Origin of the sequence: Bradyrhizobium sp. S3.12.5, assembly GCF_040548225.1 — a bacterium.
GTDB lineage: Bacteria > Pseudomonadota > Alphaproteobacteria > Rhizobiales > Xanthobacteraceae > Bradyrhizobium > Bradyrhizobium cytisi.
This window is the reverse complement of the sequence record NZ_JBEPRF010000002.1, coordinates 198,080-220,500: the sequence shown is the minus strand read 5'-3', so window position 1 is coordinate 220,500 and position 22,421 is coordinate 198,080. Positions and strand designations below refer to the sequence as shown.

The window sequence follows — 22,421 nt, the reverse complement described above, 5'->3', positions numbered from 1 at the left end:
CTCCGTTCCTGAACGTGCCGGTGTGACGCAACGGCACGCGGGTTAGCTTTCGGACGCGCGCGTCGCCGGTGCGGGCTGGCCCGATCTCGACGCTCGGATATGCCGGCGTTTTGGTCTCAGCCCGCCGATTGCGGTGACAGTGCACTAATTGCATGGATGAATAGAATGCACTGTCACCGAAATCGTTCGCTTGTGGGAATTCCTTCTATTGATTCACGACTTGGCTCTACAACGTCGGCGATCTCTCCGCCCAGGCCTTGGTGGCTTGGCAGATTTCCATCGCTCGTGCGTAGGCGGGCCGTGTCGTCGTGCGGGCGAGATAGGCCCGCTCGACCGGGCCCGGGGTATAGTTGCCGGTTCGCAGACCAAGCAGGAGAGCGTAGCTCACTGAAATGTCGGCAGCAGTGAACCGGTCTCCGGCGAGAAATGGACGATTGGAGAGACGCTGGATGACCAATCCCAGCCGGCTCTGAAAGGTCTCAAGTGCCCAGCCTGTAACCCGGGCGTTTCGCTCTGCTTCCGGCGCGAGTGCGCGACCGACGAAGACGGCGTTCATTGGCCCGGCGAGCCCAGCCTCTCCCAAATGGAGGAATTGCAGATAGGCGGCGAAAGCCGGATCATCCGGGGCGACGGCGAGCGGGCTCGGCCCGTTGCGGGCGAGCAGGTATTCGAGGATCGCGATCGATTCGACCATGATCGTCTCGCCGTCCTTTAGCGCCGGGATAAAGCCGGCGGGATTGATCGCAAGAAAATCGGGATCGTTCTCGACGGCGAGCAGATCGACCGGGCGCAGCCGATAAGCCAATCCCATTTCCTCGAGCAGCCAAACGACACGGAACCCACGACCTTCACCATAGACAGTGAGCATAATTGAGTGTCCTTACGTTGGCTCAAACGCTTTCATTCGCAGGAGCGAGATTACTACATGCTGCTATCGCTCGGACAGTGCGTAGGGCGGATTAGCGTCAGCGTAATCCGCCATTTCACTCTGAGACGATCAACCGACGCGACCGCGGGACGCGGCCCGCGGTGCCCCATCAACTGACATGTAGCTGCACCGCATCTACGGAAGCGATGCGCCAAAATCAAAAGAGCTTCTATGGATTTGCGAGGTCGCAGAAGTTATGCTGTGCAACTCACAAGTTCCCTGCCTGGCGGTGAAGACGAAGGATGACCGACGACGACATTGAGATACGTCGCCTCGCCCGGGAGGATGCTGTCCTCTATCGAGACATTCGACTGGAGGCTCTCCAAGCCAACCCGGAAGCGTTCGGTAGCACCTTCGAGGTTGAAGATGCCCAGCCGCTGAGCTTGTTCTCGGACCGGCTCGGCAGCTCTATAGTGCTCGGCGCGTTCCGCGATGCAGAACTCCTCGGCATTGTCGGCTTTGCTGTCCAACAGGGCCAGAAGGAAGCTCACAAAGGCACGCTTTGGGGAATGTACGTTCGACCATCCGCAAGGAATGCCAAAGTCGGTCGACGTTTGGTCGAGGCGATATGCAATCTTGCCCGTCAGCAGGTTGAGCTGATCCAGCTCAGCGTTGTGGTGGACAATCAACATGCGCGGAGTCTTTACGCGAGATTGGGCTTCCTCGAGTACGGCGTGGAGGAGAACGCGTTGAAGCAAGCTGGCCGCTACTACGAATCAGTTCTTATGGCGAAGGATCTCTCGCGGCCCTGAGTTATTTTGTGGGGCAATCGCATATGGTGTGCACGATGCGGCGGCATCGGCAGTGGGCTCCCTCTCCCGCTTGCGGGGGAGGGCGGGGTGGGGGTGTCTCCGCGTCGGGATTGGTGAGGATTGCGGTGAACGTCCCAGCGTGGTGAGAACCCTCACCCGCCGCGCTCGGGACGATGCTTCGCATCGCCCAGGGCGCGTCGGCCTCTCCCACAAGCGGGGGAGGCGGAGCAAGCTCGCGGACTATTCCGTGAAAACCATATGCGATAGCCTGCTGGGCAACGGTAGGCATCCTCTCATCATGGCAGTCTCCGTTCCCGCATGAAAAAACCCGCGGTGGATTTCTCCGCGCGGGTTTCTACGAATTTTCGATGATGCCATTCTGCCAGTGTTTTGCCCGACGTGTCAAAGCGAAGTTTTAGCTGACACGTTCGGCCCATCCACTGATGAGCGCTAAGGCATGATCCGGAAAAGTGCGAAGCGGTCTTCCAGAAAGATCATGCTCCAAACAACAAGGCCCAATGATTCCAATGCCCCCGCTACTGTGCATGGGGTTGTTTTCGCGCGTTTGGCTTGGAAGGCGTCTCAACGCCCGCGCGTCAGCGCCGGCCGCGCGGCGCCTCGGCCTTGGCGGGCGCTTCGGTCTGCGGTGCGCAGGTGGCGGCGTTAAGCGTCGCCTGCGCCTGCGGCATCAGGCCGGGCTCGGCGGCCAGCGCCTTCATCACGATCAGGCCGGTGGTCGCAGGGGAATCGATGATCAGGCGGTCGGCCGCGGTGATCTCCTCGTCCTCGGGCAGGGCGTCGTGCTGCGCCTCCGTCATCAGGTCGAGCTCGATCACCTTCTTGCCGGCCGAGCGGTCGTTGATGGCGTAATAGGCGATCTCGTTGCGGGTGTAGAACGACACCGACGTGTAGGACTGGCTCACTGGCACGGTGAGCTTGAGCGGCCCGCCCGAGAGATCATAGCGGCAGATCGCCAGCGCGAAGGCCGGGTCCATGAACGGCATCGGCGAGGTGTTGGGATCCGCGAGCGGAAGCTGCGTGACGCTGTTGAGCCTGGTCATCGGCGTCAGCCGCGAATAGGCGTCCTGGGTCGCAATGCGCGGCAGGGCCAGCACGCTGACGAGATGGACCACGAGGCCCAGCACCACGCCGGCAACGATGGTGAACAGCAGCCGGATCATGAGCAGCCCACCGTCGAGATCGTCGGCATCGGCGCATCGCGCTGGGTGCGCGTCGCAACCCCGACAGGGGTGTCGTAGAGGCGGAACATCAGCGCGTAGCGCTCGATGCCGCCGGTCGGCAGCCAGTTGCCGGCGCGCGAACGCGAGGCGATGTGGATCTCGAACGAGCCGTCGGACTGGCGCACGATCTCCTGGCTGGTGAAGCCGTAGCGCTGCAGCGAGTTGGCGACGAGATGGCCCTTGCGGTCGTACAGCGTCAGCGTCCAGAACCGCGCCGGCGGTGTTACGCCGGAGACGACGACGTCGCAGCGGCCGTCGAGCGCCTTCTTCTTGTCGTCGGCGGTCGCGGTAAAGGCGACGCCGTCACCGGTGCCGATCGGCAGCTCGCCGTTGCGCACGATCGTGGCGCGCGAATAGGGATCGACGTCGGCGGTGCCGGTGCGGGGGCGGGCGGTCCAGGGGCCGATCGTCAGCGCGCCGATCTCGGTGCCGCGCGTCGTCGTCATCCAGGTCGCGCCCAGGCCGACCACGGTCGCGAGCAGGAGGGCCGTCAATGTGCTCAGGATCAGCCGCACGGGATCAGATCAGTTCTTGCGCGGGGTGGTGGATGCGTTCGCGTTCTCCTCCGCCGCATAGTTCTGCGGGAAGGCGAGCGCGCTGTTCGACGATGCCGGCTTGGCCTGCTGGCTGTCGTTGGCCGTCGATTTGGTCGCGGTCCTGGCGGCGTCGTCGAGCAGCTTCTCGACGCGCACCAGGACGTCGGCGCCGCGCTTGGTCAGCACCGGCGGCGGACCGGGCTTGGTCTCCAGCACCTTTGGCGCCGCATTGGCCTGCGCATTGGCAACTCGTTCCGGCGGCAGCTTCTGGCCCATGCCGATGCCGGGAATTTCCCGGACCTCGACGCCCTGATGCGCTGCGACCATGATGTCGTGCCAGGTTTGCGCCGGCAGCGAGCCGCCGGTCATGCGGTTGGTCGGTGAATAGTCGTCATTGCCGTACCAGACCGCGCAGGTGAAATTACCGGTATAGCCGACGAACCAGGCGTCGCGATAAGCGTTCGTGGTGCCGGTCTTGCCGGCGGTTGGAATGCCGTCGAGCGCTGCGCGGCGTGCGGTGCCTTCACTGACGACGTGGCTCATCATGCCGGCCATGTCGGCGGCGATGTTCGGCGGAATGGCCTGCTTCGGCTTCGGGCCGTCGCGGTCCCAGCGCCAGACCAGATCGCCAGCGCCGGTGCGCACTTCGAGCACCGAATGCGGCGTCACCGACTTGCCGCGGTTCGGGAAGGTCGCATAGGCCACGGCATGCTCGAGCACGGTGACCTCGTCCGAGCCGATCGGCAGCGACGGCGTGTCGGGCAGCGGCGCCTTGAGGCCGAACCGGCGCGCGACCTCGACGATCTTGGCGCGGCCGATCTTGGCCGGGTTCGGCGCCTTCGGCTGCTCCTTCTGGCCGATCGCGATCGACAGTTTTACGGGCACGACGTTGATCGAGCGCGTGATCGCCTGCGTCAGCGTCACCGCGCCGGAATAGGAATGGCCATAGTTCTGCGGACACCAATTACCGATGCAGACCGGGCCGTCGACCACGATCGAGTTCGGCGTGAAGCCGTTCAAGAGCGCCGTGGTGTAGACGTAAGGCTTGAACGAGGAGCCGGGCTGGCGATAGGCATCGACGGCGCGGTTGAACTGGCTCGCGCCGTAATCGCGGCCGCCGACCATGGCGCGGATGCCGCCGTCGAGATCGGACACCACGGTCGCGGCTTGCGTCGCGTGATAGTCGCGGCCGAACTGGCGCAGCTGGTTCTCGATCGCGTCCTCGGCGGCCTTCTGCACGTTGGCGTCGATCGCGAGGCGAACGACGAATACGCGCTCGGTGTAGGACTTCGGGAAGGTGTCGACCAGCTTGCGCATCTCGTCGAAGGCGTAGTCGAGATAGTAGTTCGGCGACGCCTCGTCGCGGCGGTCGACCGCGAAGGCCGGATTGCGGCGGGCGCCGAACACCTGGCCCTCGGTCATGAAGCCGGCATCGACGAGATTGTCGAGCACGACGTTGGCGCGGGCACGCGCTGCGGGCAGGTTGATGTGCGGCGCGTATTTCGTCGGCGCCTTGAACAGGCCGGCGAGCATCGCAGCTTCCGCCAGCGTCACGTCGCGCGCCGACTTGTTGAAGTAGAAATGCGCCGCACCGTCGACGCCAAAGGTGCCGCCGCCCATATAGGCGCGATCGAGATAGAGCTTGAGGATCTCGTTCTTGCTCAGGCGCCATTCCAGCCAGACCGCGAGGAAGGCCTCGTTGATCTTGCGCTCGATGGTGCGCTCGTTGCTCAGGAACAGGTTCTTGGCGAGCTGCTGCGTGATCGAGGAGCCGCCCTGGCGGACGCCGCCGGCCTGGGCGTTGGTGACCAGCGCGCGCGCGGTGCCGGCGATGTCGATGCCGAAATGCTCGTAGAAGCGGCGGTCTTCGGTCGCCAGCGTCGCCTTGATCAGGACGTCAGGAAAATCTTCCAGCGGAATCGAGTCGTTGTGCTTGATGCCGCGGCTGCCGATCGGATTGCCGTAGCGGTCGAGGAACGTCACCGCCAGATCGGACTTCTTCAGCCAGTCCTCATCCGCGGTCTCGCGGAAGGCGGGGATGGCGAGGATCAGCATCAGCACCATGCCGCCGAGGCCGAGCGTTGCGGCCTCCGATAGCGGCTCGACGAACACCCAGCGCTTCCACCGCCCGACATAGAAGCGGTCCATGAAGGTGGAGTAGCGCTCGTAGAGCTCGCGGATGCCCTTGGCCGAGGAGAACAGCGAGGAGTCGATGCGCGCATCGAGGTCCAGGAAGAAGTTCCTGATACGGCTCTTCCAGTTGGATGGTGTGTTCTGGACCACCTAGAACCCTTGAGGCTCGCTTCGAAAGCGTTCAAGCACCCGGCCGGGGCGGCATCGAGACGTCTTGCGGGATTGTTGCGGCAAACCCAAGGCGCCCGTTTGCGTCCGAGGGGACTTGCTGTTCTTCTAGCCGAGCGGGGCTTATAAACCAATGGTCAGGCTCGCAATTTTGAACAACAGGCCTAATTGGACCCCGGTTCATTACGGGCCTTGCGGGGGCGTTGCTTGCGGCTTTGGGGCCGCACGCCCTAGATGACGCTGGCCGCAGCTTTTTGGAATCGTATCAGACGCATGACCGCAGCTCGCAAACGACCTTCAGACCAGGATGGATTCTTCTGGAAAACCAAGAAGATGGAGGACATGTCGTCGGCCGAATGGGAGAGCCTGTGCGACGGCTGCGGCCGCTGCTGCCTGAGCAAGCTCGAAGATGAGGATACCGGCGAGATCTATTTCACCGACGTTAGTTGCAAGATGCTCGATTCCTGCACCAGCGGCTGCAAGGACTACGCGAATCGCTTCGACTTCGTCCCGGACTGCGTTGTCATGACCCCCGAGAAGGTCCGCACGCTGCCTTGGCTGCCGCCGACCTGCGGCTACAGGCTCGTCGCCCAGGGTCGCGATCTCTATTGGTGGCACCCGCTGATATCAGGGGATCCCAATACGGTGCACGAGGCCGGCGTCTCCGTGCGCGGCCGGGTCTCGGGCACCGAGGAAGGGGTCCCGGACGACAAGCTCGAAAACTATATCGTGCAATGGCCGGGGCAGATCCCGAAACGAGCACGCCTGAAGCGACGCCCCAAGGCCTGATCACGGACCGGTCCGGTCTGCCATCTCAGTCAATTGTTCGGGATGACCGTGGTGCGGGATGCACCCATGCGCCGCGGTGCCTGCCTGAGAAGAACTTTGCTGTCTAGATTGGGTTCATAGAACGAATCCTTCGCGGCTTTGCACCGCAACACGCTCGATCTGATACGCCCGAATGAACAAGTTCGCACGGCAGAGCAGCCAATCTGCCGACATCCAGACATTGCCCGACGAGATCGCCGAGGAACTGACCCGCCTTCCGGGCGAGGTCATCAGCGTGAGTGACGCTCCTTCCCTCGCGCCGCCGGTCCCGCTGTCGCAGGACGAGGTCCGGACCATCGTACTCAGCCTGATGCTGACGATGTTCCTGGCTGCCCTCGACCAGACCATCGTCGCCACTGCGCTGCCGACCATCGGCCGTCAGTTCCAGGATGTCTCGAATCTCTCCTGGGTCATCACCGCCTATCTGCTCGCCTCGACCGCGGTCGCGCCGGTGTTCGGGACGCTGAGCGACATCTACGGCCGCAAGGCCATGATCATCGTGTCGCTGAGCCTGTTCATCGCGGGATCGGTGTTGTGCGCGATCGCGCCGAACATGCCGATGCTGATTTTGGCGCGCGGCCTGCAGGGGCTGGGCGGCGGCGGCATCATGCCTGTCGTGCAGACCGTGATCTCCGACGTGGTGTCCCCGCGCGAGCGCGGCCAGTACCAGGCTTATTTCTCCAGCGTCTGGATGGTCGGCGGCATTCTCGGCCCCGTCATCGGCGGCGTGTTCGCCGAGCATCTGCACTGGTCGATGATCTTCTGGATCAACCTGCCGCTCGCAGCCGCAGCGCTCGCGCTGCTGCTGCCGAAGATGAAGAAGATCCCGGTGTTCCACCGCAAGCGCAAGGTCGACTGGCTCGGCGGCGTGCTGCTGATGGCCTCTGCCGTCGTCTTCATGCTGGTGCTGACCTGGGGCGGCACGCGCTATCCCTGGCTCTCGCCGACCGTGCTGTCGATGGTGGGCGGCGCCGTCGCGCTTGCGGTCACCTTCGTATGGCACGCGCGTCGCGCCGACGAGCCGTTCCTGCCGTTGCCGTTGCTCTCGGGATCGGTCGCGCCGTTCGCGCTGACCGCCGGCGGCTGCGGCTTAGGGGCCATCACCGGCCTCACCGTGCAGCTGCCGCTCTATTACGAGTCGGTCTACCACCTCAGTGCCAGCGAGGCGGGCCTTGCACTGATTCCGCTTGCGGCGGTCTCGACCTGTGGTGCGGCGATCGCGGGCCGCACCATGGCGCGCGCCAAGCATTACAAGCGCGTCGCCATCATTGGCACGTCCTGGGCTGCGATCTGCGCGCTCGGCCTCACGGTTACCACACTGCCGCTATGGGGCCTGCTGACGCTGATGGCCGCGTTCGCGCTCGGCCTCGGCACGACCTTCCCGGTCTGCGTGGTCTCGCTGCAGAATTCGGTCGCCCGCCCGCAGGTCGGCACCATCACCGGCGCGATGAACTTCTTCCGCTCGCTGATGTCCTCGTTCACGGTCGCTGCGTTCGCCGCCATCCTGCTGATCGCGCTCGGCGCCGACATTCCGCTGGCCGGCGAGCATCACGCCGCAGGCTCCATCCCGGCGATCCCCACCGAGGACATGCGGCACGCCTTCCGCTACGTCTTTGCGGCCGCGACCGCGCTGATGACCACCGCCTCGCTCTGCCTGATCATGATGGAGGAGCGGCCGCTGGCTGGTCCCACCACCACGCAGCCCGTCGAGATGGCGGAGTAGCGATCTCTATCCGCCGCGATCAGGATCGTCGTCGAGATTGCCGACGCTCGTCTTCCGCGCTTTTGCCGCAAGCTGCTCCTTGAGCTTCGCCAGCGCATCAGCCGACCAATCATTGACATCGGTGACCGCGACCCAGGCATCGACATAATGCTCGGGCGCGTAGACATGGCCAAAGCCCATCGGCGTGTTGGTTGCGACCGCCATGTCGAGGGCGAGCTGAAGCATGGTGACGATCGGATACCACCTAAGCTCCGGTGACACGTCGGGGCCGCGCGGCGCATTCATCCAGGCCGGGGGGTGGTAGGCGTCGCGGTAGGCGAAGAACGTGATCGCGTCGCTGGCATATTGCAGATAGACGACGCGCATCGGGCCCCATGGCGCATCTGCGGGCACCGTCGGTCCGTTCTGGTTCATGAAGCGCACGACGCGGCCGTCGCGGAATTCAGGCAGCCACGCCGGCGAGCCCGGATTGCGGTTGTCGGTGATCGAGCGCCAGATGCGGCTTTCGAACGGCGCACCGCTCCACAGCGCGCCAGCAATGGGATCGCCGATCGTCTCGAACAGCTCGGCCGACTTTTCCGAGTTGAGGGCACCGAGGCTGAGCCCGTGCAGATACAGCTTCGGCCGCTTGTCCTTCGGCAGCGTCGTCCAGTAGCCGTAGATCTCCGCGAACAGCGCCCGCGCGGCTTCCGCGCCGTATTCGGGCTGAAACAGCAGCGACAGCGGGCTGTTGAGATAGGAATACTGCATCGCGACGCTGGCGACGTCGCCGTGGTGGAGATATTCGACCGTATCCATCGCGGACGGATCGATCCAGCCGGTGCCGGTCGGCGTGATGACGATCAGAACCTTTCGCTCGAAACCGTGCTGGCGTTTGAGCTCGTCAAGCGCGAGCCTGGCCCGCGCCTGCGCCGTGTCGCCGGCAGCGAGCCCCACATAGACGCGCACAGGTTCCTGCGCGGGCCGTTCCGTCACGGCACTGATCCCGCCTGCGGTCGGGCCCGAGGCAATGAAGCGGCGCCCCATGCGCCCGAGCTCCTTCCACTTCACGAGGGATGCCGGGCTTCCGGTCCGATTCGAGGCGGTCGGCTGCGGGCGTTCGGGCTCGAACAGGACATCGAGCTCGCGGAACGAAGAATCGAGCGCGTTGAACGCCGTGCGGATCAGGACATTGCTGGCGATTGACCAGAACAGCAGTGCTGCCACCAGCGCACCAATGACGTTCGCAACTTTTCGCGGAATGACGCGCCGGGTCCGTGCAGCGAGGAAGCGGGCGACAAGCGCGAATAGGCGCCCCAGCACCAGCAGCACCACGAACGTGATCAGGGCGATGATGCAGACCTTCACCGGATGCGTGGTCTCGACCGGCGCCATCTTCATGACACTGCGGATCGCGTTCTGCCACGCGGTTGTGCGCCACAGAGCGGCGATGACGACGAGCAGGCAGCCGATTGCGACCAGCGCATTCGCAACAGATCTCGCGCGCGCTGACGGCTCGGGCAGTTCGAGATAGTGCCACAGCCGGCGCCACAGGACGCCACTGAGGTAGCCGATCGCAAAGCAGCCGCCGGCCAGCGCCCCTTGCGTGAGATAGGTGCGCGGGATCAGCGTCGGCGTCAGCGCGGCTGCGAAGAACAGCGCGCCCAGCATCAGGCCGACGCCGGACAGCGAGAGCAATTGCCGCCGAAAGAACCGCGCGAGACCAGTCAAGCCATCCCCCTGGTGACGCTATCCCTTGTTGTCCGCAAAACCGCCCTTCCGCGGCAGCACAATCGTGAACTCCGTGAACCGACCCGGCTCCGTCGCGACGTCGATCGTGCCGCCGTGCTGCTTGACCACGATGTCGTGGCTCATCGACAATCCGAGGCCGGTGCCTTCGCCGGCCGGCTTGGTCGTGAAGAACGGATTGAACATTTTCGCCTTCACGTCGTCGGGAATGCCGGTGCCGTTGTCGCGGATGCGGATCTCGATGCTGTCGCCGCGGTCGCGGGTGGTGGCGGTCACGACCGGCTCGAAAGTGCCGGCGCCGCTCTCCGCCTGACGCTTTATCACCGCATAAAACCCGTTCGAGATCAGGTTCAGCAGCACCCGCGAGATCTCCTGCGGAAACAAATTTGCGGAGCCTGCGGCCGGATCGAGCTCGCGCTTCAGCGTCACGTCGAACTGCGGCTTCTCGGCACGCGCGCCATGATAGGCAAGGTTGAGGCTCTCCTCGACCAGCGCATTGATGTCGCTCAAGCCGTACTCGCCGCCGCCTTCGCGCGAATGCAGCAGCATGTTCTTGACGATGGAATCGGCGCGCTTGCCGTGCTGCACGACCTTTTGCAGATTGTCCTTCAGCATCCCGGTCAGCTCGTCGACGTCGTTGCGGACATCGTCGCCGAGCGGCGCGGGCGCGAGCACCTCGTTCAGCTCGTCCGTCAGTTCGGCCGAGAGCGCGGCGAAATTGTTGACGAAGTTGAGCGGGTTCTTGATCTCGTGCGCGATGCCGGCGGTGAGCTGGCCGAGCGAGGCGAGCTTCTCGGTCTGGATCAGCCGGTCCTGCGCGGCGCGCAAATCGTCGAGCGATTTCGCAAGGTCGCGCGTGCGGTCCTGCACCTCGTTGAACAGCCGCGTGTTCTCGATTGCAATCACGGCCTGGTCGGCGAAGGTCTTGAGCAGGCTGATGGCCTTGTCGGGGAAGGGGCCGGCTTCGGGGCGCGTCACGCCGATGGTGCCGATCGCAACGCCGTCGCGCAGCATCGGGATCACGAGGATGCTGCGATAGCCGCGCGTCCGCGCCAGCTCCCGCATCGCCTCCGTCAGGTCCGCCTCGTTCTGCATGTCGCTGCGGAATGCGTACGCACCGTTGGTCGCCACCCGGCTGTGAATGCCTGACGACGACAGCGGCGCCGGGAACGTGCTGAGCAGCTCGGCGTTGCCGGCCTCGTTGTCGGTGGTGAAGGCCGCCAGATGCAGCATGCCGTCGATGACACGGGTGACGGTGGAGGAATGCCCGCCGACCAGCGCCTTGGCGCTGTCGGAGATCGCCTGGAACACCGGCGTGACGTCGGCGGGCGAGGCCGCGATCACCTTGAGGATATCGGCTGTTGCAGTCTGCCGTTCCAGCGCTTCCCTGGTGGCGTTGAACAGGCTGACATTCTTGACCGCGATCACGGCCTGGTCGGCGAAGGTTTGCAACAGCCGCACATGATGCTCGGCGAACGCGCCGGTCGTCCGCCGCGTCGCGATGATGACGCCTTTGGCTTCACCCTCGCTCATCAAAGGCGTGAACAGCATGCTGCGAAAGCCGCGGGCGCGGGCGATGTCGCGTGCGGCCGGCTCGAGCTCGGTGTCGGGCAGCTGAGTCGATTCGCCACTGGCCGTGAGCTGGTGGGCCGGAAACTGCGCCAACGGCACCGGGAACGATTCCTGCAGCACGCGATCGCCGGCCGGATCGCCCGGCGTGAAGGCGGCAAGGTGCGCGGCGCCGTCGATGTAGCGCAGCACGGCGGTGGAGAAGCCGCCGATCAGCCGGTTGGCGTTGGTGGCGATGGCGTCGAACACCGGCTGCACGTCGGAGGGCGAAGCCGCCATCACCCTCAAGATGTCGGCCGTGGCGGTCTGGCGTTCCAGCGTCTCGCGCGTGGCGTTGAACAGCCGCGCATTCTCGATCGCGATCACCGCCTGGTCGGCGAAGGTCTGGAGCAGCTCCACGAGATCGGGCGCGAATGCACCGGTCTCGGTCCGCGTGACGCTGATCATGCCGACGGCTTCGCCGCGGTTCATCAGCGGCATGAACAGCACGCTGCGGAAGCCACGCAGCCGCGCGAGATCGCGGTTGAGCTCCGGGACCTCGTCGGCTTCGCTGTCGGGAAACTGGATCGTCTCTCCGCCGCGAACCAGCGCAAAGGTCGGAAAATCCTCGATCCGCCGCGGGAACGACGCCTTCAGCCCTTCGTCGCCTTCTGGGCTGGTCGGCGTAAACGCCACGAGGTGCAGCTCATCGCCGATGAACTGGAGCACGGTGGCGGAGAAGCCGCCGAGCAGGCGCTTTGAGCTGGACGCGATCGCCGCAAAGACGGGGCGGGCATCGGAGGGAGAGGCGGCGATGGTGCGCAAGATCTCGGCGCTGGCGTTTTGCCGATCGCGCAGCCGCGTGGTCTCGGCCGCGGCGGACTGCAATTGCCGCTTGAGCTCGTCGATCCCGGCAGCATCGTTGGAAAGGCTGGTCATTCGCATTCCGGCTGAATGCCGCGACATGCGCGGCACCAGGCCGGATTATCACATCTTCTGCGGCCGGAGCCAGCGCCCGCGGCGCTGCGGTTGCCTTACGTGCCCGGTCGCGACACCTCGGTCTCCTTGCTGGTGATGAACTCCAGCAGCACAGGGATGCCTTCCTGCGTCTTCTGGATGCCGCGCCTGATCGCGGGGATGATATCCTCCGGCCTCGTCACCCGTTCGCCATAGCCGCCAAAGGCGCGCGCCATCGCGGCATAGTCGCCGGAAATGTCGGTCGAGCGATATTTCTCGGTCGAGATCGGCATCACCTTCAGTTCGATCGCCATCGAGAAGTTGTTGAGCAGGATCGACATGATCGGGATCCGCTCGCGCACCGCGGTCTCGAAATCCATGCCCGTGAAGCCAATGGCCGCATCGCCCCAGACATTGATGCAGAGCTTGTCGGGCTTCGCGAGCTTGGTACCCATTGCCAGGCCAAGGCCGTAGCCGAGCTGCGTCGTCTTGCCCCAGCCGAGATAGGACAGGGGCGTGACCGCCTTCCAGAACGGCGAGAGCTGGTCGCGCGGGCTGCCGGCGTCATGGGTGATGATGGTGTTCTTGACGTCGACGGTGTGTTGCAGGTCCCACAGCACGCGATAGGGGTTGAGCGGCGCATCGTTGCTGGTGAGTTTCGGCATCCATTTTGCGAGCCACTCCTTGTGCGAAGCCGCGATCTCTGCGGCGACTGCCGAGGCATCGCGATTCGACGTGACGGACTTACCGATCTCCTCCAGCAGCGCATCGAGCACGAGACCCGCGTCGCCGACGAGGCCGATCTTCGCCTCCACATCCTTGTTGAGATGGTTCGGATCGAGCGTCGAATGGATGATGGTCTTGCCCTTCGGCATCGCGATGCCAAAACTGGTCTCGGTGAAGGAGCAGCCGATGCCGAAGACGACGTCGGCTTCAGCGAGGAATTTTGGCACCGCGCGCGGCACCGCGAGGCCGCCCGAGCCGAGCGACAGCGGATGGGTCTCCGGGAATGAGGATTTGCCGCCGAGACTGGTGGTGACGGGAATGGCGAGCCGCTCGGCAAGGCGTTTCAGTTGCGGCCAGGCCTGCGCGTAATGCACGCCCTGGCCGGCATAGATCACCGGCCGCCTGGCGTTGACGAGCAGGCCGGCCGCTTCCCTGACATGCACGGGGTCGGCGCCATAGCGGGTGCGCAGCACCGGCATGTAGTTCAGGGGCTCCGGCACATCCTCGTTCCACATGTCGGCGGGGATCTCGACGATGACAGGCCCGCCGCGCCCGTTCTTCAGTCTGGTGAAGGCACGCCGGAAAATATTGGCGACCTCGGCGGCGAGGATGATCGGCTCGGATGATTTCGAGAACGGCTTCATCGCCTCGCTGGAATTGAAGTTCGGCTCGATATGCGCAAGCCTGCGCTGATAGCCCATCGGCAGCACCAGCACCGGAACGGATTCGCCAAAACACTGCGCGACGCCGCCCATCGCATTCTCCGCGCCGGGCCCGTGCTGCATGCAGAACGCGCCGATCGTGCGTCCCGACGTCACCCGCGAGATCGCATCCGCCATGTGGATGCCGACACGTTCCTGCCGCACCATCACGGGGCGGATCTCGGCCTTCGCCGCATGCTCGATCAGATGATTGACGGGATAACCGCAGAGGATCTCGATCCCCTCGCGCCGCATGATTTCCGCAATGGCGGTGCCGAGCTTCATGGCGTCTCTCTCCCTGGCGAGGCCGGTTGGTCCGGCCGATTAGGGAGAGAGGATCAGGAAATGCCGGGAGGGTAAAGCGGCGCTTCGCACGCAGAAGGCTGCTATGCAGCGCAAACGTGCGGCCGGACAGGGCGCGAGTGGCCTATCCTACCAAGGCCAGTGCGAGCAGACCTGATCCCAGTAACGCGACCCCGGCCACGGTTACGGCCAGAAAAGCGAGCGATGTGAATTCTTCGCGCATGGACTTTTAACCTGACTTCACCACGCTCCGACCATCACCAGAGTGGCGATGCTCAACAGCGAGCAACAGAGGATGATTGCCGGAGCGACGAAAGCCTGATGTGACCGCATTGCTGTCTCTCCCGACTAGAACAGTTGAGAGAGTAGCTCGGCGACGTTTTGCCGTGACTTCGTGATCGCTCGAAAGCGACTTCAATCCGGAGGTGGATTATTTCGTTCCGCGCGGCTGACGAAGTCTCTTCACGGTTTCGCGAGCGGAAAATTCCGAGGGAACCGCCTATTTGCAGCTTTGGCAGATCATCAGCTTGCGTTTCAACGCCGCATCTTCCCGGTCGATCGGGTCCTGTCCCGCGACGCCTTTTGTATCCGGATTGGTCTTGGAGTCCCTTGCTGCGCGTGGCTTCGTGGGGCGCGTCGCCTGATGCGGGGTGTCATTGTCGTCGGTGCCGGCGCTGAAGCCGTCATAGTCGACGGCTGGATTTGGCGACAATGAAGGTCCGTTCGTCGCCGGTGTCGAGGACCGATTGTCAGACGCTGCCGGCGAAATCCCGGCGCTTGCCCGCGGCGGCGATGCTTTGGGCGGAGCAAGCGAAACCGGCGGCGCGACTGACGTCTGCCCTGTCGCGCTGTCCTGCGACCAGACGCCAACAAACACGAAGCCGAGAACCAGCAGCGTCGCGCTTTTCATCCGTATCCTTCAAGTGGCTTTGGTGCAGCGATTGATAGCATGACTCGGAGCCACGCCGTGTTGAAAATATGCCCGTAGGACGGGTAGAGCGGAAGCGAAACCTTCCCTGCGCCCTTAAAAGTCGACGCGAGGATGCGGAGGTGTGTCGGGTTGTCAGAGCTGCGCCGCCTCTCCGCACGCCGTCATTGCGAGCGGAGCGAAGCAATCCAGTATCTTTCCGCGGAAAGATTCTGGATTGCTTCGTCGCATCAGCGCAAAATTGCTGCGCAATTTTGTCGCGAGCTTCTCGCAATGGCGGTGGAGAGACATGTCGCTCCACGCAGGTGGCTGTCAACGGCGATTACGCCGTCCCCACTCCACGCTGCGCTCGCAATCACGAAACTACTTCGTGGCTGCGCTGATCGAGTTGAACTTGTTGCTGAGGAGGACGCTGCCCGTGTTGGTGACGATGGTCACGATCGCAAGCGCGACGCCGGCGGCGATCAGGCCATACTCGATCGCGGTGGCGCCATTTTCATCGGCAAGAAAAGACCTAAGCAAAACCATCGCCAACTCCTCTTGATCCGATCCAATGTAGGCGCGCGGCGTTATCAAACCGGTAAAGTGGTCGGCGGGCATTTGCGCGCGTCAAATAGGCCGGGCTCGAAATAGGCAAGGCTCGGCCGAACCTTGCCTGCTGTGTCTTAACGTAACAGCCGTTAAACGAAGGTTTCATTATCCAATTCAAATGAGGGGAAGCCGGCCCGCCTCAACTCGTGGTGGTGCGTTCCAGCGCGCCCTTGCGAGCGCGTCCCAGCGCAGCCGCGAGACGACCGACCAGATAGCCCACCACATGCGGCTGCAAGCGCGCGGCAGTGTCGGCGATGCGCTCTTCCTCGGTCGTGTCACTCACGATGCCGATGTAGTTCTTTCTGGCGTCCTGCTGCGGCACGAAGGTGCGAACCCTGGCTCAATCGAAGGTCGGACCATGGGGCGAGCAAGGGGAATCGGAGGTTAATTTTGGTTCCCGTAGGAATACTCGGTGCGACACGATGACATGATCGTGCGAAAGGGAAGCGCGCCGCTTAACGGATTGTTGAGGCTGTTCGTCAACCGATCGTCAAGCATGCCGGTCGCGGCTTATCCACGGCGGCCGTCCGTGTTCAACGCCCGCAGCATCCCAACGCGCGCGAACATCAGCCAGCCGCCGCCGGTTTCCGCCGCGTTGATCAGCATCTCGACCGCAGTCTGCCAGCGCGGCTCCTGCTGCTCGGCTGCGGGCAGCTGCATGATGAAGTCGGCGGCCTCTTGCAGCGTGCGGAGCCGGCGTCCGCCGCGCAAGTTGATCGGATCGTCGAACGGCGTCGACCAGGGCATGTCAGGCAGCCCGGTCGGTGAGGGGAGACGTCACGGCGCGATCGGTGATGCGAGGTCGTCAGCCGGCCTTCTTCGTCCGTGTGGTCGCGCGCACCGGCTTGTCGGCCTTCTTCGATATAGCTTCCTTGGCCGCGGCCTCCTTGCCGCCCTTGCCCGAGATCGGCAGCAGCATCTCGCGCTGGCCTTCGACGCGCTTCTTCGGCTTCCTGGCCTTGGCGGTATCCTTGGCGGTTTCCTTGACCGTCTCCCTGGCGACTTTCGCTGCGGGGGCTACATCCTTCTCGCTGGCGAGACTCTTCTTCAGCGCGTCCATCAGGTTGATGACGTTGCCGCCGCTCTTCGGTGTGGACTTGGCCGCGATCGGCGCGCCCGCGCGCTTCTTGTTGATGAGATCGATCAGCGCGCTCTCGTAGTGGTCTTCGAACAGCTCGGGTTCGAACGCGCCGGACTTCTTCTCGACGATGTGCTTGGCGAGGTCGAGCATGTCCTTCGTCAGCTTCACGTCCTGGATGTCGTCGAAATATTCGCTCTCGCTGCGCACCTCGTAGGGATAGCGCAGCAGCGTGCCCATCAGGCCGGCCTCGAGCGGCTCGAGCGCGATGATGTGCTCGCGGTTGGTCAGCACCACGCGGCCGATCGCGACCTTGTCCATGCTGCGGATGGTCTCGCGGATCACCGCATAGGCATCGTGGCCGACCTTGCCGTCCGGCACGAGATAATAGGGGCGGATCAGATAGCGGTTGTCGATATCGGTCTTCGGCACGAACTCGTCGATGTCGATCGTGTGTGTCGAGTCCAGTGCGATGTCGTCGAGCTCGTCCTTGGTGACCTCGATGTAGGTGTCGGTGTCGACCTTGTAGCCCTTGACGATGTCCTCGGAGGTCACCTCGTCACCGGTCTCGGCGTCGACCTTGAGATATTTGATCCGGTGGCCGGTCTTGCGGTTGATCTGGTTGAACGAGACCTTCTCGGTATCCGACGTGGCCGGATACAGCGCGACCGGGCAGGTCACGAGCGAGAGGCGCAAAAAACCCTTCCAGTTGGCACGGGGGGCCATGGGTTACTCCAAACGCAACAGGGACAGCCTTAAGACGATACCATCGGGGAACACCGAATCCTACATGGGTCAGTGCGGAATCTTGCAACTGCGTTAACCAGCCGCTGACCGTGCGGTTCGGTCCGATCGACTGGCAAAAGACCGGAACATCGTATCGGATCGGGCGTTGGCCCCGGACACAGGGCCGTGATGAGTTCGCGGTCAGCGGAGGCGACGTTCAGAGATTGAGGCCACCATGGCACGCACGCGCGAGGACCGTCAGATCGTTGAAACTGCAACCGAGGCGCGCCAGGGCGAGCCGGGGCCGTCGGTGGCGGCGCTGCTCGCCATCTCAACCGGGCTTGCGATCCTGATCCTCGCCGTCATCTGGTTCGTGTTCTTCCGGACCTGACGGACAATTCAGCGGGAAGGGCGGACCTTCCGACTCAGCCGCTAACGCGGCACACTGCGCCCGCCATGCCACAGGTCTCGCCCGGTGGCCTGGCGGGCGCAGTCGCGTCTGGTGCGATCACATCGTATATGACCAAGTATATGACCAAAAAATAACGCGGCCGGTTCCCCGCGTTCATATTCAGTTCACGCCGGGATTGATCATCTGTGGCGTAGTTGATGCAGTCATTTCGGAGAGAAGCGTGCGCCTGCTCGTTGTTGAGGACGACCCCGATCTCAATCGTCAGCTCACCAAGGCGCTGACGGACGCCGGCTACGTCGTCGACCGCGCCTTTGACGGAGAGGAGGGGCATTATCTCGGCGACAACGAGCCGTATGACGCCGTGGTGCTCGATATCGGCCTGCCGAAGAAGGACGGCATCTCGGTGCTGGAAGCCTGGCGCCGCAACGGCCGCACCATGCCGGTCCTGATCCTCACCGCGCGCGACCGCTGGAGCGACAAGGTCCAGGGTTTTGATGCCGGCGCCGACGACTACGTCGCAAAACCGTTCCACCTGGAGGAGGTGCTGGCGCGGATCCGCGCGCTGCTGCGCCGTTCCACCGGCCATGCCCAGAGCGAGCTCAGCTGCGGCCCGGTCACGCTCGACACCCGCACCGGCCGGGTCAGCGTCTCCGGAAATCCCGTCAAGATGACCTCGCACGAATATCGGCTTCTGGCCTACCTGATGCACCATTCGGGGCGGGTGGTGTCGCGCACCGAGCTGGTCGAGCATCTCTACGACCAGGATTTTGACCGCGACTCCAACACGATTGAAGTCTTCGTCGGCCGCATCCGCAAGAAGCTCGACGTCGACATCATCCAGACGGTCCGCGGCCTCGGCTATCTCCTGACCCCGCCGCCGGCGCCGGGCGCTTAAGGGGGCTTTCGAAGGATCTTGGCTTGACGGCCGCGCCGACACGGGCCTTGGTCCGGTCATGACCGCCGACGCCATGCCGCCACCTCGCGCCTCCGGGATCATTCCGATGCCCGCCAGCTCGCTTGCGAACCGCCTGTTCCTCTCGGCGACCGCCTGGCTCGTGGTGATCCTGGCCATCACGGGTGTTGTGCTGTCGTCGGTCTACAAGAACGCGACCGAGCGCGCCTTCGACCGCCGGCTCAACCTCTATCTCCGTACCCTGATCGCCGAGGTCGCGACGCCGGACGAGCCGCCGGATCGCCAGTTCCAATCGCTTGGCGAGCCCCTGTTCGAGCTGCCGCTGTCCGGCTGGTACTGGCAGATCACGCGCACCGACACCGAGAAGCCGGAGGTGCGGTCCTCGCGCTCGCTCTGGGACAAGAAGCTGCCGAAGCTGGAAGAGCAGGGCACCGAGCTCACCGCGGCCGGCATTCGCCTCGCTTATGTCGACGGGCCGGAAGGGCAGAATCTGCGCATGGTCGAGCGTCCCGTCGATCTCGGCGCCGACGGCAAATACCTGGTCAGCGTCGCCGGCGACGATACCGAGATCTTCGACGAGACGCGCAGCTTCGACTACTATCTCGGCGGCACCTTCACGGCGCTCGGCATCGTGCTGCTGCTGACCACCGTGTTCCAGGTTCGCTTCGGCCTTGCCCCGCTCAAGCGCATCTCGGAATCCATTGCCGACATCCGCTCCGGACGGGCGGAGCGGCTCGAGGGCGAATTCCCGGTCGAGATCGCGCCGCTCGCGCGCGAGACCAACGCGCTGATCGACGCCAATCGCGAGATCGTGGAGCGAGCGCGAACCCATGTCGGTAATCTCGCCCATGCGATCAAGACGCCGCTGTCGGTGATCGTCAACGAGGCCGGAACGCATGCGGCCGATCCGTTCGCGGCCAAGGTGATGGAGCAGGCGGATGTGATGCGCAACCAGCTCGCCCATCATCTGGAGCGCGCCCGCATCGCGGCCCGCGTCTCGATCGTCGGCACCGTGACCGAGGTTGCCCCCGCTATCGAGGCGTTGCGGCGGACCATGGAGAAGATCCACCGCGGCCGCGGCATTGCCATCGAGGCCGAGGCCGATCCATCGGCGAAATTCCGCGGCGAGCGGCAGGATCTGGAGGAGATGGTCGGCAATCTCGTCGACAATGCCTGCAAATGGGCGGCCTCGCGGGTCTTCATCGAGGTGCTGGTGGAGGCCTCGCAGCAGGCCGGCGCAGGCCCCAGGCTGCGGCTCATTGTCGATGACGACGGGCGTGGCCTCTCGGAGGCCGAGCGTGCCCAGGTCTCCCGGCGCGGCCAGCGGCTCGACGAGTCCAAGCCGGGCTCCGGGCTGGGGCTGTCGATCGTGACCGATCTTGCCGCGCTCTATGGCGGCAGCCTGTCGCTCGGCAGCGCCCCGATCGGGGGTCTACGGGCCGAGCTGGTGCTGCCGGGAGTATAATCCTCTGATCTCAAACGATTATTTTGGCTTCCGAACGAAACCGGAGGTATTCGGAGCGACTTCCTCAACGGCTTCTTAAGGCGCACCCGGCTATGATCGGAGAGGACGCATCCGCGTCCGCCACTTACCGTGCATTACCCGGGCGCATGAGCCAGACATCGATCGAGCGGCTGAGGGAATATCTCGCGCAGCTCCCGCCGCAAGCGCAGGCGCTGCTGATGCGGGAGTTCGAGCGCGCGCTTGAGCGCGGCCAGGACACCGCGGTCGCAACCCTCGTGCTCGAGCAGCTGCGCAAGATCGTGCGCAAGACCGAGGCCGACGAAGTTGCGCCGCCGCGCGCCGACGATCTGTCGCGGCTGCTGTTCCAGATCCTGGAACCGTTCCTGGTCGAGGCTGGCGCCCCGACCCGGGTCGGACAGATCCGCCGCTCCGCACTCCATCCGATCTGGCAATGGCTCGGCCGCGACGGCGCCCCGGACAAGATCAACGAATTCGAGGCGGCGCTGGCGCGCATGCCGGCGTCGGACAGTGCGGGGCAGGTCGAGGCGCTGGCGCTCAAGCTCCAGGCCGTGGCTGCGCACGCCATCTTCGAGCTGACGGGGCCCGGCGGCGGCGACAAGTCGCGCGCGCTCGCCCGTGTCGGTCCGCCCAGCGTGATCGAGGACCTCTATTCGATCGGCGCGGTGCTCGCCGTTCGCGAGGCCATTGGCACGCTCAATGAAAAGCTGCCGCGCTTCCTGCGGACATTCGGCGATCCACAGATCGCCTCGGTGACCGCTGCGCTCAACGTTCCCGTGCTCCAGACCCCGCAGATGCTGCCATTTGCGCTGTCGGTGGTGGTCCAGCGCATGACCGCGCCGTGGCAGATCATTCGCCTCGCCATCAAGATCGCCGCGTCCGACGACGAGATCCGCGTCGCGGCGACGCCGTACGGCGTGGCCGTCACGATAGCCCTGCACGATCTGGCCCGGGTCGCCGCCAATTTGCGCATGGACATCAAGCGCGGCCATTTCGAGACGGTGGCCGACAATCTGAAAGCGCTGCACGACGGCGTCCGCGGCCTGCGCACCGAGCTCGACCTGCGCAACGATTCCGCCTGGGGCAAGCAGCTGACCTCGATTCGGGCCGACATCTCCAACGCGCTGCAGTCGGAGATCGACAACGTTCCCGGCCGCGTCCGCCGCATCCTGCGCCAGCGCCCCGAGAAGGACATTCCGCCGGGCGCGCGGATCGACAGCACCGAGGTCGAGGAAACCGTGGCGCTGATCGATTTCGTCGCAACCTGCCGCAATTATGCCAGTGAGCTCGCGATCAACGAGGTGACGCTGCGCACCTATTCCGACCTGCAGCAATATGTGGAACGGTCGACCGAGCAGCTGGTGCAGTCGCTGCGCGCTGCCGATCACAAGGTCCGTACCTACCGGCAGCAGCAGGTGCAGGCCGCGATCCGCTTCTGCCAGGTGCTGTTTGGCAACGATTACGCCTCGCTGATGAGCCGCGCGGCAGAGAACGCGGCGACGGGCGAGCGCAAATCGACCCGCGCAAGCTGATCCAAGCGCATTTTTCCGTAATCACAATTTGTAGTTGACGGTGCCAGTCGCGGGCCCTACGGTCCCCGTGCAAGCTTCTGGAATTTCTATCTGTGGGCGCATGAAACCCGTTATCAGCTCCATCGAAATCGAAAACCGCGTCATTGTTGCCAAATATCAAAGGCTGATGGTCGGCGCGAAGGTGGTGCTGGTCGAGAAGACAAGCGGTCGGCAACTGTCAGAAACCGTCACCAGGGTTGCATCGCCCGTTCCGGTCGGGGCGTTGCGCATCAGATTGCCTGAGGCAATCGAGCCGGGAACATATTTCCTGAGGGCCTTCAACGGGCATGGCGAGGACGCCGCTCGAAGCGTGGACTTCGAGATCAGCTAAGCCGTTGGATTTTCACCATTTCGGGACTATGTGCGCTCGCACCAAATTGACAATTGTCAATTGCCGCATCGTCCGGCCGTGGTGTAAAGCCACCTACAGGCGCGGCTCGCGCGCTG

At 64.2% G+C, this 22,421-nt stretch carries 19 protein-coding genes and 1 pseudogene; 8 read left to right on the top strand and 12 right to left on the bottom strand.

Features of this window, described 5'->3' with window-relative positions:
* Positions 1-226: 226 nt before the first annotated feature.
* Positions 227-868 carry a glutathione S-transferase family protein gene (locus ABIC09_RS03110; RefSeq protein ID WP_354108363.1) on the bottom strand — a complete coding sequence of 214 codons (642 nt, stop codon included), beginning with the start codon at positions 866-868 and terminating at the stop codon, positions 227-229.
* A 302-nt stretch (positions 869-1,170) separates the two neighbouring features.
* On the opposite strand from ABIC09_RS03110, the gene ABIC09_RS03105 reads away from it, so the two are divergent.
* Positions 1,171-1,680: a GNAT family N-acetyltransferase gene (locus ABIC09_RS03105; RefSeq protein WP_354108362.1), complete on the top strand. Its 510-nt coding sequence runs from the start codon at positions 1,171-1,173 to the stop codon at positions 1,678-1,680.
* Between the two features lie 596 nt (positions 1,681-2,276).
* Here the strand turns inward: ABIC09_RS03105 and ABIC09_RS03100 are convergent.
* From ABIC09_RS03100 to ABIC09_RS03090, 3 genes are read right to left on the bottom strand one after another with little or no spacing between them, the layout of a single operon-like run.
* Positions 2,277-2,861 carry a DUF1254 domain-containing protein gene (locus ABIC09_RS03100; RefSeq protein ID WP_148752008.1) on the bottom strand — a complete coding sequence of 195 codons (585 nt, stop codon included), beginning with the start codon at positions 2,859-2,861 and terminating at the stop codon, positions 2,277-2,279.
* A complete protein-coding gene (locus ABIC09_RS03095) occupies positions 2,858-3,436 on the bottom strand; it encodes a DUF1214 domain-containing protein (protein ID WP_148752007.1) in 579 nt (192 codons plus the stop codon). The genes ABIC09_RS03100 and ABIC09_RS03095 overlap by 4 nt, the downstream gene beginning before the upstream one ends.
* Before the next feature lie 9 nt (positions 3,437-3,445).
* On the bottom strand, positions 3,446-5,740 hold the full coding sequence (locus tag ABIC09_RS03090; RefSeq protein WP_148752006.1) for a transglycosylase domain-containing protein: 2,295 nt from the start codon (positions 5,738-5,740) through the stop codon (positions 3,446-3,448).
* Between the two features lie 291 nt (positions 5,741-6,031).
* Between ABIC09_RS03090 and ABIC09_RS03085 the strand changes: the two genes are divergently transcribed.
* Both ABIC09_RS03085 and ABIC09_RS03080 read left to right on the top strand, forming a co-directional pair.
* Entirely contained in the window at positions 6,032-6,547 is a 516-nt protein-coding gene (locus ABIC09_RS03085; RefSeq protein WP_354108361.1) for a YcgN family cysteine cluster protein, read from the top strand.
* Between the two features lie 172 nt (positions 6,548-6,719).
* On the top strand, positions 6,720-8,309 hold the full coding sequence (locus ABIC09_RS03080) for an MDR family MFS transporter (protein ID WP_148752004.1): 1,590 nt from the start codon (positions 6,720-6,722) through the stop codon (positions 8,307-8,309).
* A gap of 6 nt (positions 8,310-8,315) precedes the next feature.
* Here the strand turns inward: ABIC09_RS03080 and ABIC09_RS03075 are convergent, their stop codons facing one another.
* From ABIC09_RS03075 to ku, 8 genes and pseudogenes are all read right to left on the bottom strand, one after another.
* The gene (locus ABIC09_RS03075) at positions 8,316-9,959 is read right to left on the bottom strand and encodes an alpha/beta hydrolase (protein ID WP_354108472.1); all 1,644 of its coding nucleotides are present in this window, start codon (positions 9,957-9,959) and stop codon (positions 8,316-8,318) included.
* A gap of 78 nt (positions 9,960-10,037) precedes the next feature.
* Positions 10,038-12,524 (bottom strand): GAF domain-containing sensor histidine kinase, encoded by a 2,487-nt coding sequence (locus ABIC09_RS03070; RefSeq protein WP_354108360.1) that lies wholly within the window; start codon positions 12,522-12,524, stop codon positions 10,038-10,040.
* A gap of 95 nt (positions 12,525-12,619) precedes the next feature.
* Positions 12,620-14,257 (bottom strand): annotated as a pseudogene (locus tag ABIC09_RS03065) (thiamine pyrophosphate-requiring protein); the annotation flags it as partial.
* A 514-nt stretch (positions 14,258-14,771) separates the two neighbouring features.
* Positions 14,772-15,182 carry a hypothetical protein gene (locus ABIC09_RS03060; RefSeq protein WP_354108359.1) on the bottom strand — a complete coding sequence of 137 codons (411 nt, stop codon included), beginning with the start codon at positions 15,180-15,182 and terminating at the stop codon, positions 14,772-14,774.
* Between the two features lie 381 nt (positions 15,183-15,563).
* Positions 15,564-15,728: a Flp family type IVb pilin gene (locus ABIC09_RS03055; RefSeq protein WP_148752128.1), complete on the bottom strand. Its 165-nt coding sequence runs from the start codon at positions 15,726-15,728 to the stop codon at positions 15,564-15,566.
* A gap of 202 nt (positions 15,729-15,930) precedes the next feature.
* Positions 15,931-16,113: a hypothetical protein gene (locus ABIC09_RS03050; protein ID WP_148752000.1), complete on the bottom strand. Its 183-nt coding sequence runs from the start codon at positions 16,111-16,113 to the stop codon at positions 15,931-15,933.
* Between the two features lie 188 nt (positions 16,114-16,301).
* The gene (locus ABIC09_RS03045; RefSeq protein WP_354108358.1) at positions 16,302-16,538 is read right to left on the bottom strand and encodes a hypothetical protein; all 237 of its coding nucleotides are present in this window, start codon (positions 16,536-16,538) and stop codon (positions 16,302-16,304) included.
* Positions 16,539-16,596: 58 nt separating this feature from the next.
* Positions 16,597-17,595 (bottom strand): non-homologous end joining protein Ku, encoded by a 999-nt coding sequence (ku, locus tag ABIC09_RS03040; RefSeq protein WP_354108357.1) that lies wholly within the window; start codon positions 17,593-17,595, stop codon positions 16,597-16,599.
* 235 nt (positions 17,596-17,830) lie between these two features.
* On the opposite strand from ku, the gene ABIC09_RS03035 reads away from it, so the two are divergent.
* The 5 genes from ABIC09_RS03035 (at position 17,831) to ABIC09_RS03015 (ending at position 22,305) form a co-directional block, all read left to right on the top strand.
* Positions 17,831-17,986, top strand: a complete 156-nt coding sequence (locus tag ABIC09_RS03035) for a hypothetical protein (RefSeq protein ID WP_187434935.1) — start codon at positions 17,831-17,833, stop codon at positions 17,984-17,986.
* Positions 17,987-18,227: 241 nt separating this feature from the next.
* Positions 18,228-18,902 (top strand): response regulator transcription factor, encoded by a 675-nt coding sequence (locus ABIC09_RS03030; RefSeq protein WP_011085905.1) that lies wholly within the window; start codon positions 18,228-18,230, stop codon positions 18,900-18,902.
* 106 nt (positions 18,903-19,008) lie between these two features.
* Positions 19,009-20,385: an ATP-binding protein gene (locus ABIC09_RS03025; protein WP_148751997.1), complete on the top strand. Its 1,377-nt coding sequence runs from the start codon at positions 19,009-19,011 to the stop codon at positions 20,383-20,385.
* Positions 20,386-20,531: 146 nt separating this feature from the next.
* The gene (locus tag ABIC09_RS03020) at positions 20,532-21,935 is read left to right on the top strand and encodes a hypothetical protein (RefSeq protein ID WP_148751996.1); all 1,404 of its coding nucleotides are present in this window, start codon (positions 20,532-20,534) and stop codon (positions 21,933-21,935) included.
* Positions 21,936-22,035: 100 nt separating this feature from the next.
* Positions 22,036-22,305: a hypothetical protein gene (locus ABIC09_RS03015; RefSeq protein ID WP_148751995.1), complete on the top strand. Its 270-nt coding sequence runs from the start codon at positions 22,036-22,038 to the stop codon at positions 22,303-22,305.
* The last annotated feature ends 116 nt before the right edge of the window (positions 22,306-22,421 follow it).

What these genes read in the sequence shown, in the direction of transcription:
- ABIC09_RS03080 (WP_148752004.1), top strand. Translation starts at nt 6,720, where the DNA reads ATGAACAAGTTCGCACGGCAGAGCAGCCAATCTGCCGACATCCAGACA.
- ABIC09_RS03035 (WP_187434935.1), top strand. Translation starts at nt 17,831, where the DNA reads ATGGCACGCACGCGCGAGGACCGTCAGATCGTTGAAACTGCAACCGAG.
- ABIC09_RS03025 (WP_148751997.1), top strand. Translation starts at nt 19,009, where the DNA reads ATGCCCGCCAGCTCGCTTGCGAACCGCCTGTTCCTCTCGGCGACCGCC.
- ABIC09_RS03060 (WP_354108359.1), bottom strand. Translation starts at nt 15,182, where the DNA reads ATGAAAAGCGCGACGCTGCTGGTTCTCGGCTTCGTGTTTGTTGGCGTC.
- ABIC09_RS03105 (WP_354108362.1), top strand. Translation starts at nt 1,171, where the DNA reads ATGACCGACGACGACATTGAGATACGTCGCCTCGCCCGGGAGGATGCT.
- ABIC09_RS03015 (WP_148751995.1), top strand. Translation starts at nt 22,036, where the DNA reads ATGAAACCCGTTATCAGCTCCATCGAAATCGAAAACCGCGTCATTGTT.
- ABIC09_RS03110 (WP_354108363.1), bottom strand. Translation starts at nt 868, where the DNA reads ATGCTCACTGTCTATGGTGAAGGTCGTGGGTTCCGTGTCGTTTGGCTG.
- ABIC09_RS03055 (WP_148752128.1), bottom strand. Translation starts at nt 15,728, where the DNA reads ATGGTTTTGCTTAGGTCTTTTCTTGCCGATGAAAATGGCGCCACCGCG.
- ABIC09_RS03075 (WP_354108472.1), bottom strand. Translation starts at nt 9,959, where the DNA reads ATGCTGGGCGCGCTGTTCTTCGCAGCCGCGCTGACGCCGACGCTGATC.
- ABIC09_RS03045 (WP_354108358.1), bottom strand. Translation starts at nt 16,538, where the DNA reads ATGCCCTGGTCGACGCCGTTCGACGATCCGATCAACTTGCGCGGCGGA.
- ABIC09_RS03020 (WP_148751996.1), top strand. Translation starts at nt 20,532, where the DNA reads ATGAGCCAGACATCGATCGAGCGGCTGAGGGAATATCTCGCGCAGCTC.
- ABIC09_RS03070 (WP_354108360.1), bottom strand. Translation starts at nt 12,524, where the DNA reads ATGACCAGCCTTTCCAACGATGCTGCCGGGATCGACGAGCTCAAGCGG.
- ABIC09_RS03100 (WP_148752008.1), bottom strand. Translation starts at nt 2,861, where the DNA reads ATGATCCGGCTGCTGTTCACCATCGTTGCCGGCGTGGTGCTGGGCCTC.
- ABIC09_RS03085 (WP_354108361.1), top strand. Translation starts at nt 6,032, where the DNA reads ATGACCGCAGCTCGCAAACGACCTTCAGACCAGGATGGATTCTTCTGG.
- ku (WP_354108357.1), bottom strand. Translation starts at nt 17,595, where the DNA reads ATGGCCCCCCGTGCCAACTGGAAGGGTTTTTTGCGCCTCTCGCTCGTG.